Genomic DNA, 18785 nt, shown 5'->3' with positions numbered 1-18785 from the left:
CGCCCCCACCGGCATGGATGCGGCGCGTTCAATCGAGCGCCGACAGCACTCAAGGCGGTCGATCGCATCCCGCCTTGCCGGCATTGGCTTGCTGCTGGTGGTCTCAGGCTGTTCCGACAAGGAAAAGGCAGAGGCTCCTCCGCCGCCGCGGCCGGTATCGGCCACGCAAGTCGGCGTGGCGACCGCCCTCGGCCAACGCCAGTTTCCGGGCCTCGCCAAGGCGGCACAGGAGGCCATGCTCACCTTCCGCGTCTCCGGCCAGATCTCCGCTCTGCCGATCAAGGTCGGCCAGAAGATCGAACCCGGAACGGTCGTGGCGGCGCTCGACGACAGCTCTTACCGCTCCGATGTGACGCGGCTTCAGGCCGATCTCGACCAGGCCAATTCCGACCTGCAGCTGAAGTCCGATCAGTATGAGCGCATCCTGCCGCTGGTGAAGAGCGGCACCTATCCAAAGGCGCGGGGCGACGACGCATTGAGTGCCCGGGAAGGCGCGGCGGCCCGCGTCGAATCCGTGCGTTCCGCGCTGCAGCGCGCGCAGATCGACCTGGACCAGACGATCCTGAAGGCGCCCTTCGCCGGCCGTGTCGTTGCCGTCTATCCCGAAGTCTTCGAGGAAGTCCGCGCCCAGCAGCAGATCGTCCGCCTGCTCGATCTGCGCCGCCTCGAGGCGGTGATCGATGTGCCGGAGACACTGATCGCGCTCGTGCCGCTCGTTGGTTCGATCGAAGCCCGTTTCGACGCCTATCCAAACGTCGTGCTCAAGGGCGAGGTCGTCGAGATCGGCACCGAGGCTTCGCAGCTGACGCGTACCTTCCCGGTCACCATCGCGATGGACCAGTCCACCGATGCCAATGCCGCCATCCTTCCCGGTATGGCCGGCAATTTCCGCGTCGCCAGCGTGAATGAAGGCGAAGCGGCGAAACAGATCGTCGTGCCACCCGATGCCGTACGGCCGCTGGAGCCTGGTAAAGAGCCGCTCGCGGTCTGGGTCGTCGATCCGGCGACAGCCAAGGTCGCGCTGCGTCCGGTCCATGTCGGTCGCGTCGTGCAGGGCGGCCTCCAGATCACGGACGGGCTCAAGGCCGGCGAATGGGTGGTGACCGCCGGCGCCAACAGCCTCGCCGAGGGCGAAGCCGTCCGCCTGCCGGCCGAGGCGGCGAAATCGCCGGAGGCATCCAAGCCATGAAGATCGTCGAATTCGCAGTCGACCGCCCCACGGTCACCTGGTTCGCCGCGGCGCTGATTCTGATCGGCGGCCTCGCCGCCTTCTTCACCCTCGGCCAGCTTGAGGATCCGGAATTCACGATCAAGACCGCTGTCGTCATGACCAGCTATCCTGGTGCGAGCCCGGAGGAGGTTGAGCAGGAGGTCACCGACAAGCTTGAGATCTCGCTGCAGAAGCTGAAGGAACTCGATTCGCTCGAGAGCTTTTCCAAGGCCGGGAGCTCGCGCATCAAGGTCAATATCAAGGCATCCTACGGCTCCGAGGAATTGCCCGGCATCTGGGACAAGGTGCGGGCCCGTGTCGACGAGGCTGCGCGCCAACTGCCGCCCGGTGCCGGCAAGCCGCAGGTAATCGACGATTTCGGGGACGTTTTCGGCCTACTGCTCGCCGTCACCAGCGACGGCTATTCGCCGAGCCAGCTCAAGACTTATGCCGACGATCTGAAGCGCGAACTCAGCCTCGTCCCCGGCGTTGCCCGCGTCGATCTCTGGGGCGTGCAGGATCGCCGGATCTATGTCGATGTCCGCCAGAGCCAGCTTGCCCAACTCGGCATATCGGAAGCGACTATCGCCGCCGGCCTCGCGACGCAGAACGCGGTGGTCGATGGCGGCCAGATGTTTGTGGGCGACAGCAAGCTGCGCATAGCCCCCACTGGCACCTTCAACCTCGCCGAGGAGATCGGCGATCTGGCCTTGCAGCCGACCGCGCTCGATCTTCTGCAAAACGCCAACCGTCAATCGCGGGGTGGCAACAATGAGGTCATCCGCCTGCGCGACGTCGGCACCGTTCGCGAGGGCTATATCGACCCCCCGACGCAGATCATGCGCTTCAACGGCCGTCCGGCCATCGGCATTGCGATCACCAACCGCCCCGGCGAGAATGTCGTCACGGTCGGCGAAGCGGTCGACAAGCGGCTCGCCGAGCTGGTGCTGGATCTGCCGATCGGAATCGGCGTCGAGAAGGTCAACTGGCAGTCGACGACCATCGACCAGTCAGTGAGCGGCTTCTTCATCAGCCTCCTCGAGTCGATCATCATTGTTCTCGTCGTGCTCACCGTCCCCTCGGGTTGGCGGATGGGCGTCGTCATCGGCACCGCGCTGATGCTGACGGTGATGGCGACCTTCCTGCTGATGGGCATTTTCGGCATCGACCTGCAGCGCATGTCGCTGGGTGCGCTCGTCATTGCCCTTGGCATGATGGTCGACAACGCGATCGTCATCGCCGACGGCTATGCGGTGCGCATCAACCAAGGCATGGAACGGCGCGCGGCGGCGATCGAAGCGGCCAGCCAGCCGGCCATGGCGCTGCTCGGCGCCACCGTGATCGCCGTCATGGCCTTCTACCCGATCTTCGCCTCCCAGGAGAGCGCCGGCGAATATTGCGCCAGCCTGTTCTCCGTCGTCGCCATCTCACTGCTTGTCTCGTGGGTTCTATCGGTCACGATCACGCCGCTGCAGTGCATCGCGATGTTGAAGCCGGCCAAGAACCAGAGCGCCGAAGCCTTTGGCGGCCCGTTCTTCAACGGGTTCCGCGCTCTGCTGCATCTGGCGATCCGTTTCCGTTTCGGCACGATCGCGATCGCGGTAGCGGTGCTGATCGCCGCGCTTGGATCGTTTGGCAGCGTGACGAAGCTGTTCTTCCCCGATGCCGCCATGACCAAGTTCATGGTCGACTACTGGATGCCGGAAGGCACGCGCATCGAGCGGGTCTCGGCCGATCTCGACGCGATCGACAAGCATCTGCGCGCCGATCCGCGCGTCGCCGAAGTTGCCACCTTCGTGGGAGCCGGTCCGCCGCGCTTCTATCTTCCGGTCGAGCCGGAAGCGCAGAACTCGGCCTATGGCCAGCTAGTCGTCAATGTCCACGATCTTGGCGAGATCGACGGCCTGATTGCCGACCTTCAGCCCTGGCTGGCACAGAACTACCCCACGGCTCTGACGCCGCTGCGCAAGTTCGGTGTCGGTCCTGGCGATACTTGGAAGTTCGAGCTCCGCATCAGCGGCCCTGGCACAGCGAGCCCCACCGTGCTGCGCGGCCTCGGCGACGAGGTTCTCTCGATCCTGCGCGCCAGTCCCGATGCCGGGCTGATGCAGACCGACTGGCGCCAGGCGGTGCTGGAGGTCAGGCCCGACTACAATCCCGTCCGCGCTGCCTGGGCCGGAATCAGTCGCGAAGACCTCGCGCGAACGACACGTCGAACCTATGACGGGCTGCCGATCGGCCTCTTCCGCGACGGCGACGAACTTGTCCCGATCGTGATGCGCAATGTCGCCAGCGAGCGCGATCGGCCGGGCGATATCGACGTGCTCGGCGTGCGCGGCATAGCCAATACGAATAGCGTCCCGCTGGCCCAGGTCGTCGATGGCGTCAATGTCGCGCCGCAAGAGGCGGTGATCGCCCGCTATGACCGCCGTCGGACGCTGACGGTTCAGGCGAATGCCGCGCCCGGCAAGACGTTTCCGACGCTCTATCAGGACGTGAAGGCGAAGATCGAGGCATTGCCGCTTCCGCCCGGCTACAGCTTCGAATGGGGCGGCGAACAGGAGAACAGCAGCAAAAGCCAAGCCTCGCTGCTTCCCGGCGCGATTCCGGCGCTCGGCATCACGATATTCATCATGGTGGCGCTGTTCAATTCGCTGCGACCGCCGCTCGTCATCGCGCTGACGATCCCGTTCGCGCTCGCCGGTGTCATCTTCGGCCTGTTGATCACCGGCGTACCCTTCGGCTTCGTCGCCCTGCTGGCGGCGATGAGCCTCGCCGGAATGATGATCAAGAATGGGCTGGTGCTGCTTGATGAGATCAATGCCGGAATCACGCGAGGACTGAGCCGCTATGACGCGACGATCGAGGCGGCCGTCTCGCGGTTGCGGCCGGTGCTGCTTGCCGCCGGAACGACCGTACTGGGCGTCATCCCGCTGCTGTCGGACGTGTTCTGGGTCGGCCTCGCCGTCGTCATCATGGCCGGCCTCACCTATGGCACGTTGCTGACCATGGTGCTGGTGCCGGTGCTGTATTCGACCTTCTATGGCCTGAAGCGGGGCAAGGCCACAGCCGAGGCGCCGCCGCCTTCAGCCGCCGTCGCGCTACCGTCGGCCGGAGCTGCAGCATGATCAGCGCGGGCGAAGCGAGAGAGGGCGCAATCCGCCGTCTTCTCGGCGTCGCTGCCCGTATCGACCGTTGGGCTCCAGGGATCACGGCGCTCCGCCACTACGACCGTGCGGATCTTCCGGCTGATCTCAGGGCAGGGGTCGCCGTCGCGGCCGTCGCGATCCCCGTCGGCATCGCCTATTCCGAGCTTGCCGGGTTCCGCCCCGAATATGGTCTCTATGCCTGCTTCGTGCCGCCGCTCGTCTATGCTGTCTTCGGGTCCTCCCGGCAGATGATCGTCGGTCCGGACGCTGCGACCTGCGCCGTGCTGGCCGCAGCCGTCACCCCGCTCGCCGCCGGCGATCCGGTCCGCTACGCCGCGCTCGCCGGCATGCTGACCTTGCTCGCCGGCCTGATCTGCCTACTGGCCAGTCTGCTCCGACTCGGAACGATGGCCGATTTCCTGTCGAAGCCGATTCTCGTTGGCCTCCTCAACGGCATCGCGCTCACCATCGTCCTCGGCCAGCTCGGCAAACTCACCGGCATCCCCCTTCAGAGCCAGGGCCTTGTGCTGGCGCTCGAAGCCGTGCGCCGGGCCTCGGAGGCCGTGCCGATCACCGTGGGGATCGGGCTCGCGGCCCTGCTCGTCGTCGGACTGCTGCCGCGACTTTTTCCGGCCTTGCCGGCTGGGATTGTTGCGATGGCGCTTGCCGCCTCCGCCGTCGCGCTCCTTGGGCTCGATCGGATTGGCCTTGCGACGCTTGGACCCGTGCCCGGCGGTCTACCGCATTTCGCGTTTCCAAAGGCCGGGCTCGCCGACATATCCGATCTCCTGCCCAACGCAGCCGCGTTGGCGCTGGTCAGCTATGCGAGCCTCATCTTCTCGGCCCAGTCCTTCGCTGCAAAGAATGGATACGAGGTTGATGCGGACCAGGAGTTCGCGGCGCTTGGCGCCTCCAATCTGGCTGCAGCGCTCTCCCAGACCTTCGCGATCAGCGGGGCGGATTCTCGCACCGCCGTGGCCGACGCCAATGGCAGCCGTACCCAGCTCACCGGCCTCATCGCGGCGGCGATCGTGGGCGTGGTGCTCCTCGTTTTCACGGCACCGCTACGCTACGTGCCGCTGGCAGCGCTCGGCGCGGTGCTAGTCTTCGCTGGCCTGTCGCTGATCGACGTGAAGACACTTCGCTTGGTCTGGCGTGCCGACCGGGTCGAAGCCGCTATCTCAGTGCTAGCGACGTTCGGCGTCGTCGGCCTTGGCATCACCAAGGGCGTGCTGTTCGCCGTCGTGCTGGCGCTGCTGCGGTTCATACAGCTGACTGCGCGGCCCAGCATGGACCGACTTGGGAGCGTGGATGGCCTGCCGGGCTTTCATGCGCTCCGGCGCCACAAGACGGCGCGGCCAGTGTCCGGGCTCGTCATCCTGCGCTTCAACGCGCCGCTCGTATTCTTCAATGCCGGCCATTTTCGCAAGGAGTTGCTGGCAGAGGTCGCCGCGGCGCCGGCGCCGCTCAAGGCTGTCGTCATAGATCTGCTGCCGATCACCCGCATCGACGTCTCCGGGCTGTTCACCTTGCGCGACATTGCCGATGCGCTGGCTCGGCGCGGCGTCCGCCTCGTCGGGGCGGGCCGCGCAACCGAATGGGGACACTGGCTTGGCGAGCGAGGCTTCGATGTCCCTGCCGTTGAGATATTCCCAACCTTGCGCGGAGCCGTTCGCGCCTTCCGGTCCAAGAATCCTGACGATCAGGCCGGGAAAGCCACTGTGGTGGAAGATGCGCTTGCGCCGTCGCTGTCGGGTCCGAGAGGAGGAAATCATGATTGATCCCCATGTCGAGGAACTCGCGCTCGCCATCGACGCCATAGCTCGTCGCTCGTCCGACGCCGCAGATCTCGTCGCGGCGATCCGACGAGCCTATCCGGACGAGCCGATCGTCACCCTGCGCCGCGCTATCTACTACGCCGTCACCGATCCTGACCGGACGGACGAGGTCCTCACGCTGAGGCTGTTCGACGTGGCCTTCGCCATCATGTCCGAAGTCTGTTTGCAGGCAGCCTAGGGCGGCCGCCGAACCGAGGGAGAAGCGCCATGGGCGACAAGAGCAAGGACGACCGAAACAAGGGCGACAAGAGCAAGAATGAGATGCGTGTCGATCTCAAGTCGCTCGCCGCCGAACCGGCTGTTGCCGGCGTCAAGGACAAGGTCGGGCGCAAGGTCTACGAGGAAGAGCTGGAAAAGCTGCAGACGGACCTGGTTCGGATGCAGCAATGGGTCAAGCAGTCCGGCACCAAGATCTGCATCATCTTCGAAGGGCGCGACGCCGCCGGCAAGGGCGGCGTAATCAAGGCGATCATGGAACGGGTCAATCCGCGCGTCTTTCGCGTGATCGCACTGCCGCCGCCGACGGAGAGGGAAAAGTCCCAGCTGTATGTCCAGCGCTACCTGCCGCATCTGCCGGCTGCGGGCGAGATCGTGATCTTCGACCGCAGTTGGTACAACCGCGCGGGCGTCGAGCGAGTGATGGGCTTCTGCACCGAGGAGCAGGCGCAGAAATTCCTGGCCAGCGTCGGCGGCGTCGAACGCGCCATCGTCGATTCCGGCATCATCCTGCTCAAATACTGGCTGGAAGTGAGCCCGGAGGAGCAGACCCGCCGCATCGAGGCGCGGATCGACGATCCAAAGAAGGTGTGGAAACTCTCGCCGATGGACGTGCTGTCCTATGAGCGCTGGTACGACTACTCCCGCGCCCGCGACGCCATGTTCGCCGCGAGCGATACCGGCTGGGCGCCCTGGTATGTCGCCCAGTCCGACGACAAGAAGCGCGCCCGCCTCAACATCCTCAGCCACCTGCTGTCGAAAATCCCCTTCGAGCGCATCAAGAGCGAGAAGGTGAAGCTACCCAAGCGCCAGAAGGCCGGCAGCTATGTCGAGCCGGACCAGCCGCTCCACAGGATACCGGAGCCGTTTTAGTCGGAGTAGGGGCCCGAGAACTTCGGCGTCTATGGCGTGCGCAAGGTGTGGCGGCAGATGCGCTGGGAGAACCATCCCGTCGCCCGATGCTCCGTGGAACGGCGGATGCGGGATCTGGGCCTTCAGGGCGTAATCCGCGACAAGCCGATGCGAACGACGATCAGCGACAGGGCGACGCCGTGTCCGCTGGATCAGGTGAACCGGCGGTTCCAGGCGCCCGCTCCCAACCGGCTCTGGGTCTCGGACTTCTCCTACATCACGACCTGGGCGGGCTTCGTCTACGTCGCCTGCGTGATCGACGCCCTGGAGCAGGCGATCCACGACCGCCGCCCACCCCACGGCGGCGGCCTGATCCACCACAGCGATCGCGGCAGCCAATACCTGTCCATCAAATACACCGAACGCCTGGCGGAGGCCGGCATCGAGCCCTCGGTCGGCTGCGTCGGCGACAGCTATGAACAACGCTCTCGCTGAGACCATCAACGGCCTCTACAAGGCAGAGGTGATCCATCGACGCGGGCCGTGGCGCACCTTCGAAGCCCTCGAGTACGCTACCCCCGAATGGGCCGATTGGTTCAACAACCGACGCCTGCTCGAACCCATCGGCAACATCCCGCCCGCCGAGGCGGAACAGCGGTTCTACGCAGCCGTGGACGACGTCCCCATCGCCGCATAACGTAAACCAAATGGCCTCCGGGAAACCCGGGGCGGTTCAGAACAGCCTCAAAGCTGATCCCGTCGTGGCAGCCCTCGTCCAGATGCTCAACCGCTCCGGCTCGTCGACGTGCTGAGCGACCTCGGCGATCGGCGTGCGGCGGCGCTCGAGGAGTCGGAGACCTTCCGTGCCACGCAAACTGCGGACGGCGAGATCGGGACTTCTCGGCTTTACTCCGACCGACCGGCCTGACAATCTGCGCGCCCACAACCGACCAAGGAATCCGTGAACCCAATGGGGACCGATGCCGCCCAACCGGCACTTACGGGCAGTGCGCGCGCGGTCTTTCGGCGGCTCGTCGAGGGGGGGGCCTCGACCCGGCCGCAGATAGGCTCGACGCTGGGCCTGTCCCGCCCCACCATGTCGGCAGCCATCGCCGAGCTTGAGCGCCCCCGTTATGTCGAGATGATCGGCGCGGTCCAAGGTTCGCTCGGGCGCAGCGCAGCGCAATACAGGATCGGCGGGGGCGCAGGCCATATCATCGCCGTGGATGCGGGGTCGACGCATGTGCGGGTGCGAGTCTCGACGCTGGACCGCCGATTGCTCACCAGCCGCGTCCTGCGCCTCCCCACCAGCCAGATCGCCCTCAATGAAGAAGTCAGCCGTGCGGTCGCGGCCGAAGTGGTCCTCGCCAGGGCCGCGGCTCTGCCGAGCTGGGGACCGCTGCGCGCCATGGGCCTCGCCCTGCCGACCCGGGTCGTCGGACGCGACGGCGACGTGTCCTCGACGCGGCAGGAGGTGGTGTTCAGCGCCTTCACCCCGCCGGCCGGCGTCGAACTGGTGCTGGAGAACAACGTCAACTGCGCCGCCGTGGCCGAGCAGCATTATGGCGCTGCGCGCGGTGCCGCGAGCTTCGCCTATGTCCAGATCGGGCTGAAGATCGGCATGGGGCTGGTACTGGGCGAGCAACTCGTCCGCGGCCGCAGCGGCTCGGCAGGCGAGATTGGCCATCTGAGCTTTCCCTTTGGTCCCGGCGTCAGCCCTATTCCGGGCGAGGCCGAGCATTATTTGGGAACCGAGGCGTTGATCGGGCGCGTCCGAGCTGACTGGCCCGATACGGCCGGCGATCCGCCCGGCGACACGACCGAACTCCTCGCCATGGCCGAGGCCGGCAAGGAGGCGGCGTTGCGCCATGTCGCGGGCCACGCCGCAGACATCGGCGCGATCGTCGCCACCTGCGTCAGCGTGGTCGATCCGGGGCTGGTCGTACTCGGCGGCGGTCTCGGCTCCTCGCCGCTCCTGCTGCCCGGCGTGCGCGATACGGCGAACCGCCTCTCCTACCCGGTAGAGATCCGCAACACGCTGCTGGGCGCAGACGCCACCGTGATGGGCATTGAGCGCCTGGCGATCGAGGCCGCGATGACGCGTCTGCTCGGCGAAGACGGCTGAAGACCCTTCCCGAAATCCACGCTCCCCCTGCGATATCCGCTTGACTGTCGGTCCGATGAATTTATTAGTTAACCTGCCTAACAGAGAAATCAGCCTGCCGCGCCTTCGTGCCGGAAACAACAGGAGATAATTTTGGGAACTCTCAATACGCTTCGGTCCGGTGTGGCCGGCCTCGTCGCCCTGGCGGCCCTCGGCTCGGCCGGATCGGCCGCCGCTGAGGACGTGACGCTGCAATACTGGGTCTATTCGGATTTCGCCCAGGGCGACGCCCTGGCGCTGCAGCAGGAATTCATCAAGGAATTCACCGCCAAGCATCCCGGCGTGACGATCGAGATCGTCGGCAAGGGCGATGACGATCTGACCGCCGGCCAGGTGGCCGGCGCGGCGAGCGGCCAGTTGCCGGACGTGTTCATGAATGCGCAGTCGGTCGGCGCCCAGCTGGTCGATGTCGGCGCGCTGGACAATCTCTATTCTAAATGGATGGCGATGCCCGAGACATTCCGGGCCCAGTTCGACGCCGACGCGCTGAAGGGCTGCATGCCCAAGCCGGACGAGCTCTACTGCCTGCCCTATACCGGCTTCGGCTCGCTGCTGTTCCGCAATCTGACTGTCCTCGAAAAGGCCGGCATCGACGCCAAGACGCCGCCGGCAACCTGGGACGCGTGGTTCGCCCAGATGAAGAAGGTGAAGGAAGCCGGGATGTACGCCATTCCGGACGACACGCTGGTCTTCAATTCCGTCGCCGAGATCTATGCGACCTCGGGCGGCAATGACAGCTGGGGCTTCGACTGGGCCAACCGCAAGACGCGCATCGACCCGGCGATCATGACCAAGGTCCTGCAGAAATTCGTCGACATGAAGGGGCTGAACAGCAGCACCAGCCGCAACGACCAGGCGACCAAGGACTTGTTCATCTCGAACCAGCTCGCCTTCCACAATATCGGGCCGTGGGTTAATCCGACCTATGAAGAGGCCGCCAAGGCCAGCGGGCTCAAATACGACTTCGTGCTGATCCCTGGCGACACGGCCGGCAAGACGGGCGGCATCCGCTCCTATGAGATGATCGGCGTCGCACCCGGCAAGCATGCTGACCTCGCCTTCGAGTTCGCCACCTACATCACCGAGAAGAACCAGATGGCGCGCTGGGCCAAGCTGCTGTCGCGCTACAACGCCAATGCAGCCGCCATGGCCGACCCCGAAGTCTCGGCGCTGCCGCTGATCAAGGTGTCCGTCGAAGCGGCGCATGGCGCGATGGATGTGGCTGCGCCCTATTTCATCGGCTCGGTGCCGAGCTGCTACAACTCGACGGTTACCGACGTAGCCGCGGCGACCGCCGACGGGGAATATACGCCCGAAGCCGGCGCCAAGGAGATGATCGCGCAGCTGAACGACTGCCTGGCGAAGTAGCCCTCGCCCGCAGCGCGGCAGGACAGGCTCTTGCCGCGCTGCCACTCCGCGCCGCTGCCACGGGTGAGCCGACGCGCTGCGGCCGGCCGGAACTGGCCGCAGTCCTGAAACGGAGCGCCCATGAACCTTCGCCGTCACCTGCCGCACTATCTGATGATCGCGCCGTTCATGATCCTCTTCGCGGCGTTCTTCCTCTACCCGATCCTCAGCGGCCTCTATTACAGCTTCCACGCCTGGAACGGCGTGAAGACTCCCGAATTCATCGGCCTCGCCAACTACCAGAAGATCGCGACATCGCGCGATTTCGCCACAGCGATGCGCAATCTTCTCACCTATGTCGCGATCACCGTGCCGCTGGGCATTCTGGTCGCGCTCGGGCTGGCGCTGCTGGTCGACAACTTCACCGGCCGCTGGGCCAATTTCTTCCGCAACGCCTACTTCCTGCCCGTCGTCCTGCCCGCCTTTCTGGCCGCCACCATCTGGCGCTGGATCTACGCCCCGAATTTCGGGCTGCTGAACATGATGTTGGGCTGGTTCGGCATCCCGTCCGTCAACTTCTTGAACGACACCGGCACCATGCTCTACGCGCTGGTCGCGGTGGATGTCTGGGTCTCGGCCGGCTTCAACATGGTCATCATCCTCGCCGGCCTGAAGAACATCCCGGTCGAACTCTACGAGGCCGCCCGGCTCGACGGCGCCAGCAAGCGGCAGCAGATCGTCCACATCACGATCCCGATGCTGGGGCCGGTGCTCTTCTTCGTCGTGACCTACGGGCTGATCTCGGCGATGCAGGTCTTCGACAAGCCTTGGCTGCTGACCGGATCGTCGTTCACCACCTATGGCGGGCGGCGCAACGCGCTCCTGTTCCCGGTCATGGACATGATGGGCCGGGCCTTTGGCGGCGTCCGCTTCGGCGAGGCCGCCGCCTATGGCTTCATCCTGACGCTCTCGATCGTCGCCCTGACCGCGGCCCTGTTCGCGCTGCGCCAGTGGCGGGGGTGGAGATGAGCGGCATGTCGATCCCCCCTTTCCCGACAATCCTGAAATGGGTGCTGGCGCTCTCCATTGCGGTGATCGCGCTCTTTCCGATCTGGTGGATGATCAACGTCGTCTTTGCCCTGCCGGGCGAGCCCGTCTCGCTCAATCCCCGACTCTGGCCGACCTCCATCCCGGCCGGAATCGACAAGATCCGGCTGATCCTGACCGAGACGGATTATCTGCGCGCCTATGGCGTCTCGCTGCTCTATGCGCTGCTGACCATCGCCGGCGTGCTGATCGTCGGCTCGCTCGCCGCCTTCGAATTCGCGCTGTTCGATTTTCCCTGCCGCAAGCTGCTATTCGGCGTGGTGATGCTGTCGCTGATGGTGCCGACCGCGGTCACCATCATCCCGACCTATCTACTGACGTCGAATCTCGGCTGGCTGAACACCATGCAGGGGCTGGTCGTGCCGGGCCTCGCCTCGGCGTTCGGCCTGTTCATGCTGATGCAGTTCATGCGCGCCATCCCGGCCGACATGATCGAGGCCGCGCGCCTAGATGGAGCGAGCCATTTCCAGATCTACTGGCACGTCGCCCTGCCGCTCTGCCGCAACGCGCTGATAACGCTGGCTATCCTGACCTTCATGCAGACCTGGGGCAACTATATGTGGCCGCTAATCGTCAGCTCGCGCCCCGAAATGTACACGGTCGGTCAGGTCGTCGGCCTGTTCAATTCGCCGTTGTCGCACCAGACGGTCGACATGGTCATGACCGCCAATCTTCTGGCCGCGATCCCGCCGTTGCTCTTCTTCCTGATCTTCCAGCGCAAGATCGTCGAAGGCATCGCGATGTCGGGAACCAAGGGCTGATCGGAGAACAACCATGGCATTTCTCGACATATCAGCCGTCTCGAAGTCCTTCGGCGCCCAGAGCGTGCTCAAGGACGTGAACCTCTCAATCGAACAGGGCGAGTTCGTCGTCTTCGTCGGCCCGTCAGGCTGCGGAAAATCGACGCTGCTGCGGATCATCTCGGGCCTCGAAACTGTGTCCTCGGGCACGATCTCTATCGAAGGCGAGGTGGTGAACGATGTCGAACCCGCCCGGCGCGGCACGGCGATGGTGTTCCAGTCCTACGCCCTCTACCCGCATATGACGACGTTCCAGAATGTCTCGTTCAGTCTGCGCATGGCGCATCGGCCTCGCGCGATGATCGCTGACAAAGTGCGGAAGGCGGCGGCGATCTTGAGGCTCGACAAGCTGATGGAGCGCAAGCCCGGCCAGCTTTCCGGCGGCCAGAAGCAGCGCGTCGCCATCGGCCGCGCCATTGTGCGCGAACCGCGGGTGTTCCTGTTTGACGAGCCGCTGTCGAACCTCGATGCCGAGCTGCGCGTGCAGATGCGGGCCGAACTGATGGACCTGCACCGCCGGCTCGGAACGACGATGATCTATGTCACCCATGACCAGGTCGAGGCGATGACCCTCGCCGACAAGATGGTGGTGATGAACGGAGGCCGCGTGCAGCAGGCCGGCAAGCCGCTGGACCTCTACGACGATCCCGACAACCGCTTCGTCGCCGGCTTCGTCGGTTCGCCGAAGATGAACCTCCTGCCCGCGCAGGTGCTGTCGGCCGAAGGCGGAACGCTGCGTCTCGGCCAGATCGCCGGCTCGGGCGAGGCGACTCTGGCCTTTGCCGCCCCGGGACTGACCGGTCCCGTCGAGATCGGCCTCCGGCCCGAACGGCTGCGCCTGCTGCCGCCCGATGCGCCGGAGCCGGCGGACGGCCTCGTGCTGCATGGCAAGGTCATGCTGGTCGAGGAACTGGGATCGGAGAGCTTCGTCCACATGGATCTGGCCGACGGCACGCGGGTCACCATGCGTGCGGGGCGCGACGAGCCCGTCGACCGGCAGTCGCTGCGCGCGACCGCCGACCTCCGCCACGCCCTGCTGTTCGGCCCGGACGGCGAGCGCATCCGCAGCCAGGGCGGGACCCAGCCATGAGTTTGCCCGCACCTGACACGGCCCTGATCGTCGGCGTCGATATCGGCGGCACCAAGACGCATCTGCGCGCCCAGCCTCTCGCCGGCGGCACGGCGCGCGACCTGATCGTGCCGAGCGCCGAATGGCGCAGGCGCGACTGGGAACGCGATGCGGCGGTGCTGCTGGAGATGATCGACGGCCTCGCCAAGGGAGCGCCGCTGGCCGCCATCGGCGTCGGTGCGCATGGCTGCGACGATGCCGAAGAATGCGAGGCCTTCCGCGCTGCTTTCGCCGCCCGCACCGCCACGCCGCTCCAGGTCGTCAACGACGCCGAGCTGATGCCGCTGGCCCTCGGCTTTGCCGAGCAGATCGGCGTCGTCGCGGGCACCGGATCGATCGCGGTCTGCCGTCCCTCGCCGCAGCGCATGATGGTGGCGGGCGGCTGGGGTTGGATCGTCGGCGACGAGGGCAGCGCCGCAAGCCTCGTCCGCGAGGCGGTTCGCGCCGTCGCCCGCCACTTCGACGCGGGCGGGGCGCGCGGCGAGCCGCTAGTCGAGGCGATCTTCGACACGCTGCAGGTGCCCTCCATTCCGCGGCTCGGCAGCACGCTGACCGAAATGCGCTCGGCCGCCGTGGTCGGCCGTCATGCCGCGGCGATCTTTCAGGCGGCCGAGGCCGGCTCCAGCCTGGCGGCAACCGTCATCCGCGAAGGCGGCCGCGCCTTGGCGCAGATGGCGATCCTCCTCGACGCGCGAGGCGCCGGCGCCCGGCATGCGGTGGCCGGCGGCAGCGTGATCGCCGCGCAGCCCCGACTCTGGGAGGCCTTTGCAGCCGAGCTTGCCGAAGCTTCGGCCGGGCGCATCGCCGCGCATCTCTTCACCGGCAACCCGGTCGAGGGCGCCTGTCGCCTGGCCATCAGCCTGACCCGATCTCCGGCGACGGGCGGAACGCGCTCGGCCGCCGCCCTGTCGTGATTCAAGAAGGACCCTGCCATGAGCTATCGTTCCACCATCGCCCGCCAGCCCCAGGCGCTGGCCGATACCCACGCCGTCGCCTGGGCCGAACTTTCCGGGCTGGACGTCTCGTCGCTTGACCGCCCGACGCTGGGCGTGACCGGCATCGGCGCCAGCTTCGCCGCCGCCGTCGTCATCGCAGCCGAACTGCAGGCGCGCGGCCGCCGCGGCTTCGCCATCCGCGCGGCGGACATGGCCGCGGGCCACGACCTCTGCGATGCGCTGATCGGCCTTTCGCACCGCGGCCGCAGCGTCGAGACGGTCGCCGCGCTGGAGAAGCTGCCTTCGGCCACCCGGCTGGCGATCACCAACGATCCCTCGAGCCCGCTGGCCGCTGCCGCCAATCTGCACGTGCGTCTGGCCAACGGCACGGACGCGACTCCGTCCAGCACCGGCTACACTGCGACGCTTCTGGCTGCCGGGCTGGTGGTGCAGAAACTCGTCGGGGCAGACGGCGATGCCTTCGCCGCGATTCCGGCCCTCGCGAGCGAAGTTCTGGCCGCCGCAGCGACGAAGATGGACCGTCTGGGCCAGCTGTTCGAGGATCGCCGCGCGATCGATTGCGTCGGCGATGGTGCCTCGCTCGGGACGGCGGACGGCGCCTCGCTGCTGATCCGCGAAGCCTCCCGCGTCCCGGCTTCCGCCTATGACACGCGGCACTATCTGCACGGGCCGATGGAATCGATGGACGCCGCCACCGGCGTCGTGCTGTTCGGCGCGGGACGCGAGGTCGAGCTCGCCCGGCAGCTCGAGCAGATCGGCTGCCCGGTGCTTCTCGTCACCACCGCCCAGGGCGTCGCCGACGGGGAGCTGCTGTCCGTCATCCGCGTGCCGAAATCGGACAACCGCATCGCCCAGGGCATCCTCGACATCTTCGCGGCGCAGTTGCTGGCCGCGCAGCTTTCGGATGCGGCCGGGCTGACCGACACCAAGTTCCGCTACCGCATGTCGGACACGAAGGTGCCGCAGCCCGAGGCGGCCTGAGCCCGGAAGGAAGGGAAGCCGGATGACCGCGGCACCGAAATGGGGCGGCCTTGAAGTCGGCTTCGACGTCCCGGCGCTTCCCGGGATGCGCGAGGCCGAGATCCAGACGCCCTGCCTGATCCTCGACCTCGACGCTCTCGAGGCCAATCTGCGGCGCATGGCCGAGTTCGCCGCACGCAGCGGCTTGCGTCTTCGCCCGCACGGCAAGATGCACAAATCGGTCGACATCGCCCGGCTGCAGATCGAGATCGGCGGCGCCGTCGGCCTCTGCTGCCAGAAGGTCAGCGAGGCGGAAGTGTTCGTCCGCGGCGGCATTTCCGACGTGCTGATCACCAATGAGGTGCGCAGCCCGGTGATGATCGACCGGCTGGCCCGGCTGCCGAAACTGGGCGCGAAGGTCGCGGTCTGCGTGGACGATCCCACCAACGTCCCGGAACTGGCGGCGGCCGTCCGGCGTCACGGCACGAGCCTCGGCTGCTTCATCGAGATCGACTGCGGCGCCGGCCGCTGCGGGCTGTCCGATCCCGAAGCCGCCCTGGCGCTGGCGCGCGCCATCGCGTCGGCACCGGGCCTTACCTTCGCGGGCGTCCAGGCCTATCAGGGCCGCCTCCAGCACCTGCCCACCTTTCCCGAACGCGAAGCGGCTTTTGCCGCATCCCTGGCGATAACCCGTGCCGCGGTCGACCGGATCGAGGCCGGCGGTCTGCCGGTGCCGCTGGTCACGGGCGCAGGCACGGGCAGCTATCCGCTCGAGGCCGCTTCGGGCCTCTATGGTGAATTACAGTGCGGCTCCTACGCCTTCATGGATGCGGACTATGGGCGCGTCCGCGGGCTGGACGGCGGCCGGCTTGATGCCGAATGGCGCAATGCGCTGTTTCTGCTAACCTCCGTCCTTTCCCGCCCGGCGCCGGGGCGCGCCATCTGCGATGCGGGGCTGAAGGCGCAATCGGCCGATTCCGGCCTCCCGGTGGTGTTCGGCCGCGAGGGCGTCCGCTATACGCGGTGGACCGACGAACATGGCGAACTCGCCGACCCCGACGGCCGCCTTGCGGTCGGGGAGCATTTGCGGCTCGTGCCCGGCCATTGCGACCCGACCTGCAATCTGCACGACTGGTATGTGGGGCTGCGGGGCGGAAGGGTCGAGACGATCTGGCCGGTCTCGGCGCGCGGCAAGTTGTACTGAGGCCGCTTGCTTCGGCTTTAGTAGTGTAGCCAATGTTTTCGAATTCCGGATGAAAGCTTCTGGCAATATAATTGATGCCCCGAACTAAACCGCCGGGGTTTGCGGGACGCTGAATCAGGACCCGTTTGACCTCGTCGAGGTTCACTTTCGTCTCGTCGACGATAGTAGAGCTGTGTTGTCTTCGCAGGTGAATGGTTGGCCACGGCCGCGGCCTTTTCCAGGGCGCCGCCGTTCTTCGCTGCGGGTAGGCAGTGATGCCGGTGGCACAAAAAGTGTGATGTGCCGATCCTGGATCGGTTCCCGCCAGACCCCTTCCAAATTTGACAATCGGATATCACAAGGCGGCAATCGCTGCTCGCTTAGCGGCAGGGCAGCACCGCATAACGACGATGCCGAACCGACATGTGGCAAAGCGATCCCGCAATGGCGCAAGCGGATCCCGCGAGCGGGCAGTCTGATCCCGGCTAACGACAATCGACTTTCCCTGATGGCGACTGCGAACTCAGCTCCAGAACCGTAAAATCGGCCCATCAATTGAATAGCTGACTTCGGCCAAGTTACAGAGATATCGTCGCTTTCTAGAGCAGGTGCCGTTTAATCCGGGTCATATCAAATAGTTTGCGCACTCGGCAGGTTCGAAGGCGTCCAGGAGCGATCCTGTGGCATCCCATGGATCGGAGATGGTGCGCTCGGCCTTGGCTGGGAGCAGCGCCTTGAGCTTGCCCATCAAGACAATCTCACTCTGCAGAAGCTGCGCCGTGGCCTGCCGCTGACAGCAACCGACCTCGATCAACTGGCGGGCCTTCTGCTCGCGGCCGGTGTCGGCGACCAGACGCAGATCGACAAGGCGGCCGAACTCAGCCATGGCCTCGGACGCTTCATCCGCTCGCTCGTCGGGCTGGAGCGGTGGATGACTTAATCCGATCGGTTCCGAAGGGGTAAGGCGGTCGACCTTACGGGGATTAATCGCGATCAACGGACGGCGGCAAGAGTCCGCTCTCGACGGCAACCTTGCGATATGCGGCGCCGGCCGTGAAGCCGCCATCGATGGTGAAGTCCTCACCGGTTATGAAGGATGAGGCATCTGACGCCAGGAACAGGACGAGCTGCGCGACCTCGTCGGGCGAGCCGCTGCGCGCCATCGGCGTCAACTCGATCATCGGCCGGAGATGCGCCGCATTGGCGTTCAGTCCGGTGACGATCAGGCCGGGGCAGACGCTGTTAACGCGAATGCCCCAGGTCACATATTCCATCGCCGCCGTTCGCGTCAGGCCGCGCACGCCCCATTTGCTCGCCGTATAGGCCGGGTCGTAGTGGCCGGAGAAGGCGCTGTTCGAGGCGATGTTGACGATGCTGCCGCCGCCGGTCGCGCGCATCAGCGGCGCCGCCGCCTGGATGCCGAGGAACGTGCCGGTCAGGTTGATGGCGATCAGGCGGTTCCAGCCATCGAGCGATGTGTCGTTGGTCGATGTCCGGTTGATGATGCCGGCATTGTTGACGAGGACGTCGAGACGGCCCTTCCACGCGTGCACAAGGTCGATTGTCGAGGTCCAGCTTTCGGGGTTCGCGACGTCGAGATGCGCGAAGCGCGCCTCATATCCGTCGGCGACGAGCGCCTCCGCGAGGGCGGCTCCCTCCGCTTCGAGAACATCGGCGATCAGCACGGCGGCGCCGGCGCGCGCCAGAAGGCGCGCCTCCGCCTCGCCCTGGCCGCGGCTGCTGCCGGTGACGATGGCGACGCGTCCGGAGAGATCGGTCAAGTGGCGGAGTGCGCCATCGTCATGGCGACGGCCTAGCTCTTCCTGGCCCGCGGGGCCATCGTGCAGCAGTTTCATCGGCGTCGGTGCTTCTCG

General features: G+C 66.1%; 14 protein-coding genes and 2 pseudogenes. 14 read left to right on the top strand and 2 right to left on the bottom strand.

Annotated features, from left to right (window positions below; all coding sequences use genetic code 11):
• Positions 1-13: 13 nt before the first annotated feature.
• From OSH05_RS05485 to OSH05_RS05420, 14 genes and pseudogenes are all read left to right on the top strand, one after another.
• On the top strand, positions 14-1189 hold the full coding sequence (locus OSH05_RS05485) for an efflux RND transporter periplasmic adaptor subunit (RefSeq protein ID WP_104217666.1): 1176 nt from the start codon (positions 14-16) through the stop codon (positions 1187-1189).
• A complete protein-coding gene (locus tag OSH05_RS05480) occupies positions 1186-4338 on the top strand; it encodes an efflux RND transporter permease subunit (RefSeq protein ID WP_165801436.1) in 3153 nt (1050 codons plus the stop codon). The genes OSH05_RS05485 and OSH05_RS05480 overlap by 4 nt, the downstream gene beginning before the upstream one ends.
• The gene (locus tag OSH05_RS05475; RefSeq protein WP_104217201.1) at positions 4335-6140 is read left to right on the top strand and encodes a SulP family inorganic anion transporter; all 1806 of its coding nucleotides are present in this window, start codon (positions 4335-4337) and stop codon (positions 6138-6140) included. The genes OSH05_RS05480 and OSH05_RS05475 overlap by 4 nt, the downstream gene beginning before the upstream one ends.
• Positions 6133-6375 (top strand): hypothetical protein, encoded by a 243-nt coding sequence (locus OSH05_RS05470; RefSeq protein WP_104217202.1) that lies wholly within the window; start codon positions 6133-6135, stop codon positions 6373-6375. The genes OSH05_RS05475 and OSH05_RS05470 overlap by 8 nt, the downstream gene beginning before the upstream one ends.
• Positions 6376-6458: 83 nt before the next feature.
• Positions 6459-7286 carry a polyphosphate kinase 2 gene (ppk2, locus tag OSH05_RS05465; RefSeq protein WP_207778696.1) on the top strand — a complete coding sequence of 276 codons (828 nt, stop codon included), beginning with the start codon at positions 6459-6461 and terminating at the stop codon, positions 7284-7286.
• A gap of 15 nt (positions 7287-7301) precedes the next feature.
• Positions 7302-7962 (top strand): annotated as a pseudogene (locus OSH05_RS05460) (DDE-type integrase/transposase/recombinase); the annotation flags it as partial.
• A gap of 273 nt (positions 7963-8235) precedes the next feature.
• Positions 8236-9390 (top strand): ROK family transcriptional regulator, encoded by a 1155-nt coding sequence (locus OSH05_RS05455; RefSeq protein ID WP_104217204.1) that lies wholly within the window; start codon positions 8236-8238, stop codon positions 9388-9390.
• A 132-nt stretch (positions 9391-9522) separates the two neighbouring features.
• Entirely contained in the window at positions 9523-10797 is a 1275-nt protein-coding gene (locus OSH05_RS05450) for an ABC transporter substrate-binding protein (RefSeq protein WP_104217205.1), read from the top strand.
• A gap of 120 nt (positions 10798-10917) precedes the next feature.
• On the top strand, positions 10918-11805 hold the full coding sequence (locus OSH05_RS05445) for a carbohydrate ABC transporter permease (RefSeq protein ID WP_104217206.1): 888 nt from the start codon (positions 10918-10920) through the stop codon (positions 11803-11805).
• Positions 11806-11810: 5 nt separating this feature from the next.
• On the top strand, positions 11811-12644 hold the full coding sequence (locus OSH05_RS05440; RefSeq protein WP_266352070.1) for a carbohydrate ABC transporter permease: 834 nt from the start codon (positions 11811-11813) through the stop codon (positions 12642-12644).
• A 13-nt stretch (positions 12645-12657) separates the two neighbouring features.
• Complete coding sequence (locus tag OSH05_RS05435; RefSeq protein WP_104217208.1) at positions 12658-13773, top strand: ABC transporter ATP-binding protein; 1116 nt, start codon at positions 12658-12660, stop codon at positions 13771-13773.
• Complete coding sequence (locus OSH05_RS05430) at positions 13770-14726, top strand: N-acetylglucosamine kinase (RefSeq protein WP_104217209.1); 957 nt, start codon at positions 13770-13772, stop codon at positions 14724-14726. Before OSH05_RS05435 ends, OSH05_RS05430 begins: the two co-directional genes overlap by 4 nt.
• A gap of 18 nt (positions 14727-14744) precedes the next feature.
• On the top strand, positions 14745-15749 hold the full coding sequence (locus tag OSH05_RS05425; protein ID WP_104217210.1) for an SIS domain-containing protein: 1005 nt from the start codon (positions 14745-14747) through the stop codon (positions 15747-15749).
• A gap of 22 nt (positions 15750-15771) precedes the next feature.
• Positions 15772-16932 carry a DSD1 family PLP-dependent enzyme gene (locus OSH05_RS05420; RefSeq protein WP_104217211.1) on the top strand — a complete coding sequence of 387 codons (1161 nt, stop codon included), beginning with the start codon at positions 15772-15774 and terminating at the stop codon, positions 16930-16932.
• Between the two features lie 604 nt (positions 16933-17536).
• Here the strand turns inward: OSH05_RS05420 and OSH05_RS05415 are convergent.
• Positions 17537-17653 (bottom strand): annotated as a pseudogene (locus OSH05_RS05415) (IS630 family transposase); the annotation flags it as partial.
• A gap of 241 nt (positions 17654-17894) precedes the next feature.
• A complete protein-coding gene (locus OSH05_RS05410; RefSeq protein WP_104217212.1) occupies positions 17895-18767 on the bottom strand; it encodes an SDR family NAD(P)-dependent oxidoreductase in 873 nt (290 codons plus the stop codon).
• Between the last annotated feature and the right edge of the window lie 18 nt (positions 18768-18785).

It is taken from the genome of Kaistia algarum, from assembly GCF_026343945.1.
GTDB lineage: Bacteria > Pseudomonadota > Alphaproteobacteria > Rhizobiales > Kaistiaceae > Kaistia > Kaistia algarum.
This window is presented reverse-complemented; position numbering and strand designations above follow the sequence as displayed.